Source organism: Anaerolineae bacterium, from assembly GCA_011176535.1.
GTDB lineage: Bacteria > Chloroflexota > Anaerolineae > Anaerolineales > DRMV01 > DUEP01.
On the sequence record DUEP01000052.1, the window covers coordinates 1 to 17042 of the forward strand.

A 17042-nucleotide genomic window follows, 5' to 3' on the forward strand; every position below is an offset into this window, starting at 1 on the left:
CGGCAACTGCGTAACTCCTACCTATGTTGAGCAAGCCCCAGCCACCGATCCACCACAACATCATCAACATGAGCCAGAGGGAAAAAGATAACAAGGAGCCTGAACGGAACAACCAATATATATACATAACTCCCCTCTCATACTGTCATAATTTCGCAAGCCCACTCACGCTCCTGCATATACCACGCTACCGTGCGGCGAATACCCTCAGCCAGATCGACTTGCGGCGCCCATCCCAACACGCGCCGAGCTTTCTCGATGCTCGCCCAGGTGACCTGAACATCAGCCGGATGCCGTGGTTCGTAAACAATATGAGCACGACGGCCCACCGCCTCCTCAATCAGGGCGATAAGTTCACGCACAGTGTGCGGTTCATCGTTCCCCAAGTTGATCACTTCATAGCCCAATGGCTTCAAGCCCAACACCGTCCCCCGGGCAATATCGTCAACGTAGGTAAAATCACGGGATTGGGAACCATCGCCGAAAAGACGCAACGGGCGGCCTTCGGCAATCCATTGGATGAACCGGAAGGGGGCCATATCTGGCCGTCCGGCTGGGCCATACACTGTGAAGTAGCGAAATACGGTCACATCAAGGCCATAAAGACGATGATAGGTATAACACAAGGCCTCGGCAGCCTTTTTACTGGCTGCATAAGGGGAAAGCGGATGATCTGTATCCGCATCCTCGCGATAGGGTACCGGATTACCTTCCCCATAAAGGCTCGAAGTCGATGCCAGTATAAATTTTGGGATGTCTTTCTCCCGACAAAGCTCTAACAAATTCAATGTTCCGGTGATATTGGTATCGAGATACACCCAAGGGTTCACCACGCTATACCTCACCCCAGCGCGGGCGGCCAGGTTAATCACAGCTTCGATGTGTGGCAAACGTTGCGCCAATACCGCGACTTCTTCGCTCTGGCTGATGTCGGCACGGAAAAAAGTGAAATCCGAGCGCCCCTGAAGCCGCCCGAGGCGGTACTCCTTTAGACGCACATCATAGGCGTCGTTTAGATTGTCCACGCCAACCACCTGGTGGCCAGCCTCCAACAATAACTCCGCCACTCGTGATGCGATGAAACCAGCCACACCGGCGATTAGATAGATAGACATTGTTTACCCCTCATCCCACATTCGCCCAGCACGGGGCGCGGTCCAGCACCGGACGCCCGGTCTCCAGGTGCTCGCGCAACAGCGCCAGGTCCGCATCCACCATCATCTTCACCAATTCCTCAAAGGACACCGTAGGCTCCCAACCCAATTTCTTGCGGGCCTTGGTCGGGTCGGCGACCAACAAGTCCACCTCAGCGGGCCGGAAGAAGCGCGGGTCCTGCACCACATAGTCGCGGTAGTCCAGCCCCACATGGGAAAAGGCGATCTCGCAAAATTCGCGCACCGAGTGGGTCTCGCCGGTGCCGACCACATAGTCCTCCGGCTCATCCTGTTGCAACATCAGCCACATGGCCCGCACATAGTCGCCCGCATAGCCCCAATCCCGGCGAGCGTCCAGGTTCCCCAGGCGCAACTCGCTGGCCAACCCCAACTTAATCTTCGCCACACCATAGGAAATCTTACGGGTGACAAACTCCAATCCCCGGCGTGGACTTTCATGGTTGAACAAGATGCCCGAGACGGCAAACATACCATAGGATTCGCGGTAGTTCACCGTGATCCAGTGACCGTACACCTTGGCCACCCCGTAAGGGCTCCGGGGGTAAAAGGGCGTGGTCTCCTTTTGCGGCACCTCGCGCACTTTGCCGAACATCTCGCTGCTGGAAGCCTGATAAAACTTGGCTTCCGGGCAAACCAGGCGCACGGCCTCCAACAGCCGCGCCACGCCAATGGCCGTCACCTCTCCCGTGAGCACTGGCTGGCGCCACGAGGTGGGCACAAAGGACTGAGCCGCCAGGTTGTACACCTCATCGGGCTTGTACTCAGCCAGGATGTCCATCAGGGAACTCTGGTCGTGCAAGTCTCCTTGCACCAAATCAATTTGATCCTGGATATGCTCGATGCGCTCGAAGTTGACGGTGCTGGAGCGGCGCACCATCCCCACCACGCGATACCTCTTGCTGAGCAAAAACTCGGCCAGATAAGAGCCATCCTGTCCGGTCACGCCGGTGATCAAAGCCGTAGGCATCCTTTCCCTTCCTTATCTCTCGAATTCGTGGTGCAAACGCGCCCGAATTATACCAGCGCTCCTGGACGAGGAGAGGGATTCGGAGACTTGTGGCCTCCCAACACCTTCTCCGCCAGCCGCAGGAACTCTTGCGGGGCTTCGGTGGTGAGCAACTGGCGGCGCAGGGTCGAGTCGGGGCGGAAGGGCGCCAGGTATTGCACGGCGAATTTGCGAAAGAGCACCAGGCCGCGCGGGCCGTAAAAGCGCAGGTTGGCCTCCAGGTGTTCGCGCAGTACCTGGGCCACCTCCTCCGGCGGCACCTGGACGCGGTCGCGGCGGGCGAAAAGCCAGGGGTTGCGCAGGGCGCCCCGGCCAATCATCACCCCGGCGCAACCGGTGTGGGCCTTCATACGCTCGATGTCGGCCACGGTGCGCACATCGCCGTTGCCCAGCACGGGGATGCGCACCGTTTGCACCACCTCGGCAATGGCGTCCCAATCGGCGCGGCCTTTGTACCCTTGCTCGCGGGTGCGGCCATGCACGGCCAGCAACGCCCCGCCGTTCTCCTCCACAATGCGGGCGATGAGGCGGTAGTTGCGGCAGTCATCATCCCAACCCAAACGGATCTTAGCCGTGACGGGCACCTCCAGTTGCCGGCTGAGCAGGCGGAAGATGCGGGCCACCTTGAGGGGTGTGCGCAACAATCCAGCCCCGGCGCCCCGGTTGGCGATGCGGCGATCGGGGCAGCCCATGTTGATGTCAATGGCCGCCGGGCCGAACTCCTGCAATCGCAGTGCCGCCTCCAGCAGCATCCGGGGCGTGCTGCCGTAAATCTGCAACACCACCGGCTGCTCGGCAGGCGTGAAAGCCCATAGATGCCGCACCCGTTCGGGCCGCTCCACCACCGCGACGGCGTGGATGAACTCGGTGTAGACCAGGGCCGCGCCCAGACGACGGCACACCATCCGGAAGGGCTGATCCGTGTAGCCGTCCATCGGCGCCAGCACCAGGTCGCCGTACACGGGCGTGGAGCCCAACCAAAAGGACGGCACCTGCTTCAGGGAAACGGCCTCCGCCCCCTGGGGCTCCGGCCCGGCCCCTGAAGGTCCGGTGGCGGGATACCCAAGGGTGAGTGCATCCGCCCAAGGGCGGGAAACCGTCCGCCTTGTCATCCTCCTCCCTCGCCCAAAGCCGCGTCCAGAGCCTGGCGCAGCGAGCGGGCTTCGATGACCCGGATGCCCTCGGGCCAGGGGTCGCCTCGATGGCCCAGACGCTTAGGCACGATGGCCGTGGTGAAGCCCAGTTGGGCGGCCTCACGCAGGCGGGCGTCGGTCTGGCTCACGGTGCGCAGTTCGCCCGAAAGGCCCACCTCGCCGATGAGCACGGTGTCGGCCCGCACAGGCAGGTCGCGCACCGACGAGGCGATGGCCGTGGCCACGGCCAGGTCAGCAGCGGGTTCGCCCACCTTGAGCCCGCCCACCACATTGACGAACACATCCTGGTCACTCAGGCGCAGGCCCACCCGCCGGGTGAGCACGGCGGTCACCAGCAGCAGGCGGTTGAAGTCCACGCCGTTGGCCGTGCGGCGCGGGTTGCCAAAGGGGGTGGGGCTGGTGAGGCCCTGAATCTCCACCAGCAGGGGGCGGGTGCCTTCCATGGTGACGGCGATGGCCGAGCCGGGGGCGTTGACCCAACGCTCGGCCAAAAAGGCCTCGGAGGGGTTGGGCACCTCGACCATCCCCCGGTCGCGCATCTCGAACACACCCACCTCGCTGGTGGTGCCAAAGCGGTTCTTCACCGAGCGCAGCAGGCGGTAGGCCTGAAAGCGGTCGCCCTCCAGGTAGAGCACGGTATCCACAATGTGCTCCAACACCCGTGGCCCGGCGATGATGCCCTCTTTGGTCACGTGGCCGATGAGGAACACGCTGACACCGGTGCCCTTGGCCAGTTCGCGCAGGCGAGCGGCGCACTCCCGCACCTGGGTCACCGACCCGGCGGAGGAGGAAAGGTCGGGCAGGTACACCGTCTGAATGGAATCCACGATGAGCAGGCGGGGCCGCACGGCCTCCACATGAGCCAGGATGGCCTCCAAATCGGTCTCGGTGACCAGGTAGAGGTGCGGCGGGAAGGGGCGGGGGTGCCCGGCTTCGTCGCGCCACAGGCGGCGGGCCCGCATCTTGATCTGGCGCTCCGACTCCTCGCCCGACACATAGAGCACCGGGCCCTGGGCCGCCATCTCTAAGGCGGTTTGCAGCAAGAGGGTGGACTTGCCGATGCCGGGGTCGCCGCCGATGAGCACCACGCTGCCGGGCACGATGCCGCCGCCGAGCACGCGGGCGAACTCGCCCAGGGGCAGCGGCAGGCGCTCCTCGCGGTCGCCTTCGATTTCGTCCAAGCGGCGCGGGGTGCTGCGGGCCGTCGTAGGGCGACGGGCCGCCTTGGGCGATGGCGCGACCACTTCGTCCACATACGCATTCCACGCGCCGCACTGGGGGCAGCGGCCCAGGGGCTTGGCCGCCCGCCGACCGCAGTTCTGGCACACATATTCCACGCGAGGCTTGGGCATCTCAGGCGTTCCTTTGTCGATGTGGGGGCAAGACAGGCACTTCCCTAACCCCGGTGTGGCACGTGCTCTCATTATAACCGCAGAAAGCCCCCTCTCAGGGAACTCTTTTCCCTCAGGGGGCGTCTAAGAAGCAAAACCACTCCCCAGGAGGAAAACCATGTTCAAAACCCATCCGAACCCCCTCTGGCTCTTCCTCGCGGCCGCGTGGTTGAGCCTGCTGACCGGCTGCGGCCCACGGATCTCAGCCATCGTGGGCCCCGCCGCGGAGGACCTCGCAGCCCCGGTTCAGCCCGCCGCCAGGAGCGAGAGCAACGGAACGCCCCTGCGCACCCTGACGGTGACCGGCACCGGTGAAGTCGCCCTCACCCCCGACTTAGCCCGTGTCACCTTAGCCGTGGAAACCCGCAACCGCGATCTGGGCAAAGCGGTGGCCGAAAACAACCGGCGCACCGCCCAGGTCATTCAAACCCTCCAGCAGGGAGGCGTCGCCGAAAAAGACATCCATACCCGCAACTTTTCGGTGAATCAGGAGCGCCGTTACGATGATCAGAGGAACCTCATCCTGGGGCCCTACACAGTGACCAACACCCTGGTGGTCACCGTACGGGATCTGGAGAAACTGGGCGCCCTGCTGGATGCCGCCCTGCAGGCCGGAGCCAACCGCATGGACAACCTGACCTTTGGCTCTTCCCGGGCCAGGGAGGCCCAACTGCAGGCCAAACTGGCCGCCGTCGAAGACGCCCAAAAACAGGCCGAGGCCATCGCCCAACAGGCCGGCGTCACCCTAGAGGCCGTGCAGACCATCACCTTCAGTTACGCTGTCCCCGTGCGCGAAACGACTTACAAGGCCGAAATGCTGGCCGCCGCCCCGGCGCAGGTCCCCGTTTCCCCGGGCGAGATGAAAGTGACCGCCACCGTGACCATGGTCTTCCTCATCCGCTAACGGCCTCCGCCCTGGAGCAGCAGGGGCGCCCGGCGCGCTTAAAAGCGTCGCCTTATCGACGGTTTCCAAGGGCGGCGATTATGCTAAAATGGGACTATGAAAACCTTACGGCCCCTGCTGCTCCTTTGCAGCCTGCTTTTTGGGCTGCGAGGCGTGGTTTTTGCTCAGGGAGGAGCCGAGGTCATCCTCTTCCCCCCCAACACCGATGCGTTCCCCAAAATCACAGGATACACCGCCGTATACGATGCGGCGGGGCAGCCCATCCACGGCCTCACCGCGGACAAAGTGGCCCTTTGGGAAAACGAACAGCCCGTGGCCCTGACTTCCTGGGAGGAAATCCACCCCGGCGTCCAGGTGGTGCTGGCGGTCAACCCCGGCCCTCCGTTAGGCGTTCGGGATGTGTTGGGCGTCTCACGCTACGAATATGTGTACCTGCAATGGCAATCCTGGATTCAAAGCCACGGCGGCACCACCCTTTACGACCTCAGCCTGACCACGGGCGAAGGCGTGTACCTGCGCCACAGCGCAGACTTCACCACGCTGAGCGAGGCCCTGGCTGCCTATAAGCCCGATTTCCGCCAGAGCCAGCCTTCGCTGGCCCCCCTGGAAACCGCCCTGCAACTGAGCAGCGACCCCACCCCTCGCCCCGCCATGGGGCGGGCCGTACTCTTTCTGACCCCCCCGCTGCCCGACAACACCCTGAAGGCCTTGGCCCGTTACGCCGACCTGGCCCGTCAGCAGCACATCCGCATTTTCGTCTGGCTGGTGGCCGCGCCGGAGCAGGCCAATAGCCCTTCGGCTCAGGCGCTCACCCAACTGGCTCAGGCTACCGGCGGCACGCTTACCTTCTTCTCGGGGCAGGAAACCCTCCCCGTGCTGGAAGACCTCTTCGCCCCCCTGGGTTACGCGTATCGCTTCACCTATCTCTCACGCATCCGGCAGGGCGAGCAACACACCCTGCAAATGGAGGTTCACCCACCGCGGGGCGGAAACCTCACCGGGGAAGGCACCTTCGCTTTGCAAATCCTGCCGCCCAACCCCGTGTTGGTGGACCCGCCGGCCCAGATTGTGCGCGCCTTTCCCCCGGATGTGGACGACCCTGCCTATCTGGAACCCCGCCAGCAAACCCTCACCATCACCGTAGAGTTTCCCGACGGCCACCCCCGCGGCATCACCCGCCTCAGCCTGCTGGTGGACGGCCATCCGGTGGCCCAACGCCGCGAGCCGCCTTTCGACACCCTGGTGTGGGACCTCACCTCCTACACCACCAGCGAGAGCCACAGCCTGAGCGTGGAAGTGGAAGACGTCCTGGGCCTAGTGGGCCGCAGCGTGGATCTGCGGGTGCAAATCACCGTGCCCCAGCCGCCCAATCCGCTCATCCGCGCGGCCAGGCATTACGGCGATTACCTCACCTGGGGTGCCGCGGCCCTGGCCGGGCTGGTGTTGCTTTGGGTCATCCTCGGCCCTCTGCCGCGCCGACAACCCGCCGGGGAACCCGTCGCCCGACCGCGGCCCTCGTGGCGCAACCTGACCCAGTGGGCCCCAACCTTCGCCCGTCGTCCCGGCAAGGCCCCGCCTCGGGGGAAGCCGCTGGCCACCCTGCACCCTCTGCCCCCCGAGGAGAACGGCGAACAGCCCGCTCCCATCGTGCCCGAATTGCCCCTCTATGGCGAAGAGGTCCTCATCGGCAGCGATCCGGCCCAGGCCCAACTGGTGCTGCGGGATCCTTCGGTCGCGCCGATTCACGCCCGGTTGTGGCGCGATGAGCAAGGCCAATTCTTCATCGCCGACCGTGACTCCACCGCCGGAACCTGGGTCAATTACGCCCCGGTTTCTCCCTATGGGGCCCGTCTGGAAGAAGGCGACATCGTGCACATCGGGCGGGTGGGGTTCCGTTTCCATGTGGTCGGCGCGCCCGACCTCACGCCCGTGGTCATGCCGCTCACCGGCGACGACCAATCCCCCTCAGAAACCTGACCTTCACATCATGATCCCCGCCTCAAAGGCTCACCTCCCGGTGGCCGCCCGCACCCACCCGGGCCTGAAACGGGCCCACAACGAAGACCGCTTCAGTGTGGCGGCTTACTGGACACCGAACAAGGGCACCCCTTCCCTGCTGGCCGTGGTGGCCGACGGCATGGGGGGGCACCGCGCGGGAGAAGTGGCCGCCGAAATCGCCGTGGAAACCGTCCATCGCCATGTGGCCGCCAGCGATGGACGCCACCCGGCGGCCATTTTGGAGCAGGCCCTGCGCCTGGCCAACGAGGCGGTCCGCCGCGAGGGCACCGATGACGACCGCCGCCAGGGTCTGGGCACCACCTGTGTGGCCGCCTGGGTGCTGGGCGACCGCCTGTACATCGCCTCGGTGGGCGATTCCCGCATCTACCTCTTGCGGGAGCAGACGCTGCACCAATTGACCACCGACCACAGTTGGGTCCAGGAAGCCGTGGAAAAAGGCGCCCTCACCCCCAAACAGGCCCGTCGCCACCCCAAGGCCCACCTCATTCGGCGCTATCTGGGCGCCCCCAAGGGCGTGCGACCCGACCTACGCCTAAAACTGCGCTGGGGGGAAAGCGACACGCAGGCCCGCCGCAACCAGGGCTTACCCCTGCGACCTGGCGACCGACTGCTGCTCTGCACCGATGGGCTGACCGATCTGGTGGCCGATGAGGAAATCCGCGAGGTCCTGCAAACCCCCTCCTTAGAAGAGGCCCTGGATCAACTGATCGCCCTGGCCCTGGAACGCGGGGGGAAAGACAACATCACCGTGGTGGGGATCAGCGTCCCATCCAGGGGGTGAGGATTCCCAAAGGGCGGGGCCGGTTCCTGGATCCGGTGGTCGGGCCCCTTCCTGGGGGCAGGATTGCGCACGCTGGGGGTGTTGCTCCTCCTGGGATGGTGGCTGTTCCTCCGGTAGTCCCTTGCTCCACCATGGTATACTTTGGGCACATCCATTCCCGGAACAGAGGTGAAGTCATGGCCAAAAAACGACGCTCCACCCCCCGGCGCAGTGCCCGGCGCGGCGGTCGGGTCGAGTTCAACCCCGATTATTCCTATGTCAAGTCCGATTTGCGCCGCATCGCCACGCTGGCAGGGAGTTTCATCTTCCTGATGGTGGTGCTTTCCTTCTTCTTCCGCTAATTTCCTCCCCCGTCGGGCGGCGCGACCGCCCGATTTTTGTCGTCGAAAGGCGTCATGATCCCCCCACTTTACGGCAAGCGCGTGCTCCTGGGCGTGACGGGCTCAGTGGCCGCCTACAAGTCGGCCCACCTGGCCTCGCGGCTGCGGCAGGCGGGAGCGCAGGTGACCGTGGTGCTCACGCCAGCGGCCGAGCGCTTCGTCTCACCGCTGACCTTCCGCGCCGTGGCCGGTGGGCGCGTGTACACCGACGCCGACCTGTGGGGCACCGAGGGGCATATCCTCCACATTGGCCTGGCCCAGCAGGTTGATGTGTTGCTCATCGCCCCCTGCACGGCCAACACGCTGGCCAAACTGGCCCACGGCCAGGCCGACAACCTACTCACCGTCACCGCGCTGGCCGCCACCTGCCCGGTCCTCGTGGCCCCGGCCATGGACGGCGACATGTGGACGCATCCCGCCACCCAGGCCAATGTAGCCCGGTTGGAAGAGCGGGGCGTTCAGGTGCTGGGCCCGGACGAAGGCCACCTGGCTTCGGGCCTGCAGGGCATCGGGCGCATGCTGGAGCCCGAGGAGATCCTGGCCCGCGTGCGCTATCTGCTCACCCGGAAACGCCCCTTGCAAGGGCGCCGGGTGCTCGTCACCGCGGGGGGGACGCAAGAGCCGTTGGACCCAGTGCGGCTGCTGACCAACCGCTCTACCGGCAAGCAGGGCTTTGCTCTGGCCCAGGCGGCCCTGGACTGGGGAGCCGAGGTGACACTCATCGCCGCGCCCACCTCTCTGCCCACGCCCCACGGCGCCCAACGGGTGGATGTGCGCACGGCCCTGGAGATGCGTGACGCCGTGTTCGCCCATCTCAACGAAGCCGAGATGCTGTTCATGAGCGCCGCCGTGGCCGATTACCGCCCGGCTCACCCGTCCCCCCACAAAATCAAAAAAAGCACCGCCGACCTGACCCTCACCCTGACGCGCAACCCGGACATCCTAACCGAGGTGGCCTCCTATCGCCGCCAAAAGGGACACCCCCCCATTGTGGTGGGTTTCGCCGCCGAAAGCCAGGACCTGCTCGCCAACGCCCGCGAAAAACTCGCCCGCAAGGCGCTGGATTTGATCGTGGCCAACGACATCTCAGCCGCCGACGCCGGGTTTGCCGTGGACACCAACCGGGCGACCCTGCTCTACGCCGACGGGCGGCAGGAAGCCCTCCCGCGTTTGAGCAAGGCCGAAATGGGCCAGGCGGTGGTGGTGCGTGCGCTGCATCTGTGGCAGGGAGGCTGGCTGGCTCATCTGGTCTCGCCCACCGCCTGGGAGGCGGCCCAGGCCCAGGACGTCTATCGCCCGCCCTCGCTGGATGAGGTGGGTTTCATCCACTTCTCGCGGCCCGATCAGGTGCCCCGCGTGGCCCAGACCTTCTTCGCCAACCGCCCTCTGCTCCTGCTTTGGGTTCAGGGGGCCCAACTGGGTACGGCGCTACGCTGGGAAGAGGCGGACGGGGACCTCTTCCCCCATCTTTACGCCCCTCTGCCGGTGGAAGCCGTAGCCGCCGTGACCCCCTACGGCCCGGACGAGACGGGCCATTACGCGCCCCCAAAGCCGCCGGAACAACCGCCAAACACCTGAGCCATGGGGAACCTTACGGCAACACCGAGAAAAAACCGGGAGGCCTCAAAGCCTCCCGGTTCGTTGTCTCCAACCACCTGCGCCCCGGCGAGTACCACCATCGTCCGGGGCGTTTTCGCCCCCGCACCCGATGGAACGACCCATAGCGCTCCCTCTCCGGCCACGCGTCAGCCAAAGCGCAGGCCGTCAGGGTCCCATCCGCCCGGGTTTACGACACACCGCGGCTCAACCGCAACCGCCGGACGACCACAATGAGCAGCAACAACCCCAAAGCCAACGCCACCAGGGTGGGGAGGCCGGTCTGGTCGGCGAAGCCGGTCGTGGGCAGTTGGGAAGGCGTCGCCATGGGCGTCAGGTTCGCCGCCGCCACCTGGGTCAGGTACACGGCTGTAGCCGTGGCGCCCAGGGCCGCCACATCGACCGTAGGCGCTGACGGGGGCGGGGTGGTGGCCGCAGCGGCCACCACGGGCGTTGGGGTAGGCTGCGGCAAGGGGGTCGCCGTGGGGGCCGGCGTGTTGGTGACGGTAGGCGTCGGCGTCCAGGCCTGCGCCTGGGCAGTCTGGGTGATGGCCAGGGCGATTTGCGTGTTCTGGGCGTTGATGGCCGCGGCCTGGGTGGCCCGCGCCGCCCGCTGCCGGGGCAACACCAGCATGGCATATGCCCCCATGGCCAGCAAGGCAATGAGCATAAAGGCCACCAACGCGCCTACGGCATACAAAAAGGTGCGGTTGTCGGCGGCCGCTTCCGTGGGCTGCCCTTCCGCCTCTGTCTCGTCCAGAAAACCCAGGTCGTCATCGGGCATCAAGGGGGGAATATTCTCGGCCATCGGTCTACTCCTATGCCAGGATTTCCAGGTTGGATAAGGGTACCACAATGTGGGTGCCGTCGTCCAGACGCACATCCGCCGCCCGCACCCGCAGGCCGTTGGGCAACAGGGTGTTCTCGCCGGGCACGGCCACCACCGTGCCCACCAGCCCCAGGTAAGGCTGCCGCACCACGCGCACCTTCCGGCCCACCTGCACTTCGTCCACGGGCAACGGCTCCGGGGCATCGGGGATGTCCAGGGGGATGATCACCTGGGGGCGGGTGCCCTCCTCGCGGTCCCAGGGGTCGGCGACCACCGCCGCCTCCCGGCCCGCATGGGTTTTCAGCAGGCGAAACGCCGCCTCGTTCATGGGAAACGCGCCAAAGCCGTCCAGCACCACCACGGGGATGTCCATGCTCAAGGCCACGGGGATGAGCCGCGCGCGCAGGCTGCCCAGCACCAAAGCCCGCAAGGGAAGTTCGTTGGCCAGTTCCAGCGCCTGGGGGTCGTCACACGAGCCCCCCACGACCACCATGCCTCGCATCTCGACCCTCAGTTTTTCCGCGCTCAACCGCTCGCCCGGGCTTTCTGCCGCCATTTGCAGCAAACCGTAATCTGCTTTGCCGTTGCCCCAGACGCCGTCCACCACCGCCCCGCGCACCAAAATGTCCACGCCCAGGTCCTCCACCACTTGGACCACTTTGCCCGGCACACCAGCCGTGAGCGCATAGCGCGGCGAGCGCAAGCGCAACAAAATCTGCCCATCGCCCACCAGGACCACCTCGCCCTCCACAGGCGCGGTCACGGTGCGGCGAAACAGCCCCTTGCGCTCGGCCAGCACATCCCCGGTCTGAACGCGGTCGCCCGGCTTGACCACGATCAACGCGTCGGCCTTCTGCGGCGGCACTTCCAACTGGCGGGCCACATCCAGCAACTTGTAGCGCGGCTCGGTGATGGTGACGGCCACCTCGGTGGCCGGCTTGACCTCTTGCCCTTCGCGCACCAGCACCCGGCCCGGCAGCGGCAAGCGGCGCCGCTTCCGTAAGGTGGCCATGGGCAGAAGATGATTCACTGGTCGATAGACGCTCATCCTGTAACCTCAGCGCAAGGAAGAAATGCAAGAACCGTGCCGCTCAGTCCCGAATTTTGCTCCACCAGAGGCGATACAGTTGATGGCGCCGCTCTCGGTCGGCGGGCAAACGCAAGGGGCGCCCCCGACCATCCAGCACCAGCCCTAGGTGGGTGCCCGCCGCCTGGAAAGTGTACCCGCGTCCGGGGCCACGGCCCACATCCACGCCGCTCGCGGGGCGCAAAGTCACCCGCGCCTGGGTCCCCAGGGGGATGGGGATCACCTCCAACGCCCCGCCCTTCAATTCCACCTGGCGGGGTTTGCCCTCGCCGGTCTCCACCTGCACCCGCAAGACAGGTCGGCCAAACCCACCGCGCCATACCGGGGCGACCACCGTGGCCAGGGGAAGGAAGTGGGGCGATTCCAGCACCTGCACGCTCAGATAAGGGTTCATCTCAGCCGCCGCGCCCAACATGGGCAAAAGGTGGTTTTGGTCAAGCACCAAAGTGGTGACGCCAATGGGCTGTAATCCATCCAGGGCCAGCAACACGGTCTGCGCCGGATGCGGGGCGCGGGTGAATAAACTGCCCGAAAGCATCACGGGTTCAAAGAGGGGCAACGCCCGTTGCGGCTGCCAGAAAGCCTGGGGGAAATCGGCATAGGCCTGCCTCACCGCCAGACGCAACAACTGCCGTCCCAAGGCCTGCTCCACTTGCAACTCCTCTTCGGTCATCGGCACGCTTTCGGGGTAAGTCGCCTTGGTGTAGAGGTAGTCCACCACATCGTCGTCGTCCAGGTCGATGGTCAGCCAGCGGGCGATGGATTGCAGCGGGGTGTGCCGGAGCAGGGAATCCAGGCGCTCGCCCAGGCCCAGGGAGGGGTACACCTTGAGGGTCATCCTCTGTCCTTGCCAGGCGGCAGCCAAGGTAGTTGCCGAAGCGCCGACATCCACGCCCAGCACCCCCTTCTCGCCGCCGTACAACCGGCTCAGATAGCGCACCATCCGCCCAAAGGCGGTGGCCGTGGGCCACAAGTGGCCCCGCGCCACCTCCATCAGGTCGTCCAGCCCCCGCATCTGGCCCCGCCGCAGCAGGCGAAAGGCCTCGACCAACTCGTGGTGACCCACCAGCAAGCGTTCGGTGTCCAAAGTCGGTCGCACATTCGGGGCCACCACCAGGCCGGTGAGCGGCTCCAACAACTCGCGCACCTTGGGCACCAGGGCCTGGTTGCCCACATAGAAGACCAGCGGCTTGTGCTGTGTGGGCGCAAGGTAGGCCGCCAGGCCCACATTCTCCACCAGGCTCAGGACGCTTTGCACAGCGCCGCCATCGGTTCCCCCAGCCAGGATGATCAAATCCGGCCGGCTGAGCACCATCTTGTTCAACCGTTCTTCGGGCGTCAACCGATCGTTGAGATGGAAGAGCCGCACCAACTCCGCATAGGTGCTCTCGGCCAGACGGCGGGCGCTATCCAACGAGATGCTCTGCAAGGCCCCCACACAAATCACCTGCAGGGGCCGGCCCGCCGAAAGGGTGATCACCACCCGGTCCACCCCTTCACCGTCCACCTGAGAACCGGTGAGCAACTCGCCCCCGCCACCCAACAACGCCCGCCCCGTAATCCGCTGCACCTGCTCCACGGCCTGCACCACCCCCTCGCGCACATCGTTCCAGGGGGCCTGGGCCGTGGTGGGCGCCACACCCAAGGCCACCACTTCATAGCGGCCTTCCACCACATCAAACAACACCGCCCGCGTGTGGACGCTGCCGATATCAACGGCCAACAGGGTTTCGGGATCTACAATAGATGTCGCCATAGTGCCTCAAGGAAGCGCCACAAAAAAGTGACCCGTTCGACCAGCGCGGTTAAAGCCGCCATGAACACCCCGGCAAAGAAGACCCCAAACGCCGTGGCGATGAAAATCTGCCCCAACCCGCCCAGCAACCGCAACCCTTTGCTCTGCCGCGGTGTGCCTTTGTGCTGCCCCTGCGCGCCAAAGTGAAAGTAAGCCAGGGTGGTCACCGTTCCCACCAGCAACACCAGGCCGCTCAACAGCAATTCCCCTCGCACCCAGGGATCTGCGGCGCTGCGCCACGAAGGGAGGTTGATGGTGGCCCAGGTTTGCGGCAACAGAGTGCCCAACACCGCCCCGCCAATGGCGGCCGCCGCGCCCACCCCCACCAGGAAACCCAGGGACAGGCTGGCTACCCGTCCCCAACGTGCCGAGAGGCGGGCAAAAAGCAACACAGCCAGGAACAACGGCACCACAGGCCAGAGGGAACGGTCGCTTCCAAAAAGCAGAGGATACACCGCCCGAGGCCAGATCACACTTTGCCACGCCACGCCCCCCACATAGCCAGCCGTCACCCCGACGAAAAGATACACCACCAGGCGAAACAGCCGATGGGTGCCGAAAAAGAGATAACTCAGCACCGTGACGGTAAGCGCAAAGGCGACCACGCCGCCGATGAAATCAGCCATGTGCCTGCCTCCGGGCCCGCAAACCAAGGATGAGGTTGTACACCCCGCCCAAAAACAACAGCAGGATGGCTGCCCAGACGCCCCAGGTGAACCCTCCCCAGTACTGGACGCCCTCGCCCAGACGACCGGTCAGGCGCATATAGGCCAGCCCACCCATCAAGCCGGTGACCAGCCCCTGAACCTGGGACGGCTGGCTTTCGTAGTAAGGGCGCACCAGTGGCTCGGCCTGGGCGCTGATCACCAAAATTAGCGGCGTCGTGGGCAAGCGAGGCTGCACCTGTTCCACCCAGACCCGCGCCACATCGGGATCGTCGCTCACCACCACCACCAGATCAAAGTCGTTCATCTGGCGGATGCCGGCCAGGGGCGCCGCCTCCCAGGCCGGGTACCCGTTGATGCTCCAGGGCGCGGCATCCACAGGCGACAGGGCCAGGTGTTGCAAGGCCGCCATGCCCCCCGAAAGGTAACCCAGATTCACATACTGCTGCCCTTCCACATAGCCATGCTCGGCCAGGGGGCCATGGAGAAAATGTTCGGCCAAGGCCGGGCCCATGGGTTGGGTGGAAATCATGGCCAGCCGGGCGCCACGCACCATCAGATGGTCCACCAGGGGCGCGGCAGCCGATTCCATCTCGGCCCGCCAGGCCGGGTTGTAATCCACGGCCAACAACACCACCGGCTGGTCCGGCAACTGGGAGACGATGCGATTGGCGGCCATCACCTCCGGCGGGATGCCTTCAGGCAACGGGGGCACCAGGCCGCCGAACACCGAGGGCAGCCAGGCCACCAGGAGCAACACCAGCGCCAGGGCGACGCGCAACAGGCGTTGCGGCAACCAGCGCCAGCGCTGGGAGGGCGGCGTGACCTGCTTTTCCTCGGCCAGCATTGCCCGCAAGATTTCGGCGTAGCGCGCTTCCTCTTCGCGCAGGGTCAACCGTGCCGCGGCCGCCCCGGTCTTGCGCGGTCTCGGGAGGGTTTCGGCCGGCAGCACCCCACTCAACCCCGCCAGCGGCCCCTTGGTTTCGACGACCTCTGGCTCCTCTTCCTCCACCTCCAGGGGCAGGCCTTCCAGGGCCACCTCCTCGGGGCGAATGGCCTCCAGCCAGTCGGGCAACTGCCCCGGTGCCAGATCGCCCGCTCCCTCCTCCCCACCGGGGGAGGCCTCTTCCTCTATCCCCACCAGGGCTTCGGGCGCGAGACTGTCCAGCCAATCGGGCAAGTCGTCCAGGGCAAATTCCTCTTCGCCGGTACCCGGCACGGCAGGCAAAGCCGCCTCTTCTTCCGCCGCCTCCCCCGTCCCCAACGCGGGCAACCCTTCCTCTTCGTCCAGGGGCGCCGCGACATCGAAGGGGTTCACCGCAGGCAAAGCCGGCGCCTCGCCCTCCTGCTCCACCTCGGCCAGCCAGTCCAGGGTGGCCGACGATTCAGCGGAAGTCGCGGGCTCCGTCGCCGACGGGGTTTCCGCTTCCACATCGCTCAACCAGTCGGGCAGGGCCTCCCTTTCGGAGGGCTGGGGCTCCGAAGGCTCAGCCCCGGCCTCTACATCGCCCAGCCAGTCCGGCAGGCCTTCTTCCTCGGTGGACACAGCCGGCGGGACCACGGTCTCGCCGGCCTCCTCAGGTGCCTCCTCCAGGCCCTGCAGCCAGTCCGGCAGGTCTTCCTCGGACGCCGGGGGGGCTTCTTTTCGGGTCGGCTTGGCCACCGCAGGAGGGGGCTCCTCCGGGCCGCTCAACCAATCGGGTAGGGCTTCCTCTGCCGTGGGCGGCGCGGCCTCGGCAGATGGGGTGGGCGCTTCCTCCAGGCCGCCCCACCAGTCGGGCAGAGCCTCTTCTTCGGCCTCCGGGGAAAAGGCCTCGGCGGAGGGGGGCACCGCCGCCTCCGGAACCCCCGGCTCTTCTTCCAGGCCGCCCAACCAGTCCCGCGGCTCCTCGAGGCGCTCGTCCGCGGCCCCCGCCTCCCCGGCAGCCAAGCCTTCTTCTTCAACGGGAGGCGTGGGGGGAGACTCCTCGGCCTCGCGCAGCCCGGCCAGCCGCCCCAGGATATCCGGCTCCTCCAGCAACTCCCCGGTCTCCGGCTCCTCTTCCTCCTCGCCGAGGGCCTCTTCGCCAGCCAACTCGCGCAACCACTGGGGCAGATCCTCCTCGGAAGCATCCACCCAGCCCAAGGGGGAAGCCGCCTCCCCCCCGGAGCGCGGTTCCGGCCTCGGGGATCCCGTTGCCGCCTCCGGTGTGGAGGGCTCCTCCTGGGGGTGCAGGATAAGCGGCTTTAGACGGGCCCCACACTCCTGGCATTCCTCCCG

14 protein-coding genes are annotated in these 17042 nt (G+C 65.8%); 5 read left to right on the top strand and 9 right to left on the bottom strand.

What is annotated here, in order from left to right; genetic code table 11:
- Positions 1-137: 137 nt before the first annotated feature.
- From G4O04_06005 to radA, 4 genes are read right to left on the bottom strand one after another with little or no spacing between them, the layout of a single operon-like run.
- Positions 138-1115 carry an NAD-dependent epimerase/dehydratase family protein gene (locus G4O04_06005; GenBank protein HEY58073.1) on the bottom strand — a complete coding sequence of 326 codons (978 nt, stop codon included), beginning with the start codon at positions 1113-1115 and terminating at the stop codon, positions 138-140.
- A gap of 10 nt (positions 1116-1125) precedes the next feature.
- Positions 1126-2142 carry a GDP-mannose 4,6-dehydratase gene (gene gmd, locus G4O04_06010; protein ID HEY58074.1) on the bottom strand — a complete coding sequence of 339 codons (1017 nt, stop codon included), beginning with the start codon at positions 2140-2142 and terminating at the stop codon, positions 1126-1128.
- 47 nt (positions 2143-2189) lie between these two features.
- Complete coding sequence (locus G4O04_06015; protein HEY58075.1) at positions 2190-3293, bottom strand: tRNA-dihydrouridine synthase family protein; 1104 nt, start codon at positions 3291-3293, stop codon at positions 2190-2192.
- Entirely contained in the window at positions 3290-4687 is a 1398-nt protein-coding gene (radA, locus tag G4O04_06020) for a DNA repair protein RadA (GenBank protein HEY58076.1), read from the bottom strand. The genes G4O04_06015 and radA overlap by 4 nt, the downstream gene beginning before the upstream one ends.
- Before the next feature lie 157 nt (positions 4688-4844).
- Between radA and G4O04_06025 the strand changes: the two genes are divergently transcribed.
- The 5 genes from G4O04_06025 (at position 4845) to coaBC (ending at position 10388) form a co-directional block, all read left to right on the top strand.
- Positions 4845-5630 (top strand): SIMPL domain-containing protein, encoded by a 786-nt coding sequence (locus tag G4O04_06025; GenBank protein ID HEY58077.1) that lies wholly within the window; start codon positions 4845-4847, stop codon positions 5628-5630.
- Between the two features lie 96 nt (positions 5631-5726).
- Positions 5727-7607 (top strand): FHA domain-containing protein, encoded by a 1881-nt coding sequence (locus G4O04_06030; protein HEY58078.1) that lies wholly within the window; start codon positions 5727-5729, stop codon positions 7605-7607.
- 10 nt (positions 7608-7617) lie between these two features.
- On the top strand, positions 7618-8430 hold the full coding sequence (locus G4O04_06035; GenBank protein HEY58079.1) for a serine/threonine-protein phosphatase: 813 nt from the start codon (positions 7618-7620) through the stop codon (positions 8428-8430).
- Positions 8431-8606: 176 nt separating this feature from the next.
- Positions 8607-8771, top strand: a complete 165-nt coding sequence (locus G4O04_06040; GenBank protein ID HEY58080.1) for a hypothetical protein — start codon at positions 8607-8609, stop codon at positions 8769-8771.
- A 54-nt stretch (positions 8772-8825) separates the two neighbouring features.
- Entirely contained in the window at positions 8826-10388 is a 1563-nt protein-coding gene (gene coaBC / locus G4O04_06045; GenBank protein HEY58081.1) for a bifunctional phosphopantothenoylcysteine decarboxylase/phosphopantothenate--cysteine ligase CoaBC, read from the top strand.
- Positions 10389-10596: 208 nt separating this feature from the next.
- Here the strand turns inward: coaBC and G4O04_06050 are convergent, their stop codons facing one another.
- From G4O04_06050 to G4O04_06070, 5 genes are read right to left on the bottom strand one after another with little or no spacing between them, the layout of a single operon-like run.
- Positions 10597-11214, bottom strand: coding sequence for an LPXTG cell wall anchor domain-containing protein (locus G4O04_06050; protein ID HEY58082.1), 618 nt, complete (start codon positions 11212-11214; stop codon positions 10597-10599).
- Positions 11215-11224: 10 nt separating this feature from the next.
- On the bottom strand, positions 11225-12283 hold the full coding sequence (locus G4O04_06055) for a hypothetical protein (GenBank protein ID HEY58083.1): 1059 nt from the start codon (positions 12281-12283) through the stop codon (positions 11225-11227).
- Positions 12284-12326: 43 nt separating this feature from the next.
- On the bottom strand, positions 12327-14078 hold the full coding sequence (locus G4O04_06060) for a hypothetical protein (protein ID HEY58084.1): 1752 nt from the start codon (positions 14076-14078) through the stop codon (positions 12327-12329).
- On the bottom strand, positions 14060-14743 hold the full coding sequence (locus tag G4O04_06065) for a hypothetical protein (GenBank protein ID HEY58085.1): 684 nt from the start codon (positions 14741-14743) through the stop codon (positions 14060-14062). Before G4O04_06065 ends, G4O04_06060 begins: the two co-directional genes overlap by 19 nt.
- Entirely contained in the window at positions 14736-16907 is a 2172-nt protein-coding gene (locus G4O04_06070) for a hypothetical protein (protein HEY58086.1), read from the bottom strand. The genes G4O04_06065 and G4O04_06070 overlap by 8 nt, the downstream gene beginning before the upstream one ends.
- Positions 16908-17042: the final 135 nt, after the last annotated feature.

Coding starts and splice junctions, on each gene's coding strand:
- G4O04_06005 (HEY58073.1), bottom strand. CDS start 1,115: ATGTCTATCTATCTAATCGCCGGTGTGGCTGGTTTCATCGCATCACGA.
- gmd (HEY58074.1), bottom strand. CDS start 2,142: ATGCCTACGGCTTTGATCACCGGCGTGACCGGACAGGATGGCTCTTAT.
- G4O04_06015 (HEY58075.1), bottom strand. CDS start 3,293: ATGACAAGGCGGACGGTTTCCCGCCCTTGGGCGGATGCACTCACCCTT.
- radA (HEY58076.1), bottom strand. CDS start 4,687: ATGCCCAAGCCTCGCGTGGAATATGTGTGCCAGAACTGCGGTCGGCGG.
- G4O04_06025 (HEY58077.1), top strand. CDS start 4,845: ATGTTCAAAACCCATCCGAACCCCCTCTGGCTCTTCCTCGCGGCCGCG.
- G4O04_06030 (HEY58078.1), top strand. CDS start 5,727: ATGAAAACCTTACGGCCCCTGCTGCTCCTTTGCAGCCTGCTTTTTGGG.
- G4O04_06035 (HEY58079.1), top strand. CDS start 7,618: ATGATCCCCGCCTCAAAGGCTCACCTCCCGGTGGCCGCCCGCACCCAC.
- G4O04_06040 (HEY58080.1), top strand. CDS start 8,607: ATGGCCAAAAAACGACGCTCCACCCCCCGGCGCAGTGCCCGGCGCGGC.
- coaBC (HEY58081.1), top strand. CDS start 8,826: ATGATCCCCCCACTTTACGGCAAGCGCGTGCTCCTGGGCGTGACGGGC.
- G4O04_06050 (HEY58082.1), bottom strand. CDS start 11,214: ATGGCCGAGAATATTCCCCCCTTGATGCCCGATGACGACCTGGGTTTT.
- G4O04_06055 (HEY58083.1), bottom strand. CDS start 12,283: ATGAGCGTCTATCGACCAGTGAATCATCTTCTGCCCATGGCCACCTTA.
- G4O04_06060 (HEY58084.1), bottom strand. CDS start 14,078: ATGGCGACATCTATTGTAGATCCCGAAACCCTGTTGGCCGTTGATATC.
- G4O04_06065 (HEY58085.1), bottom strand. CDS start 14,743: ATGGCTGATTTCATCGGCGGCGTGGTCGCCTTTGCGCTTACCGTCACG.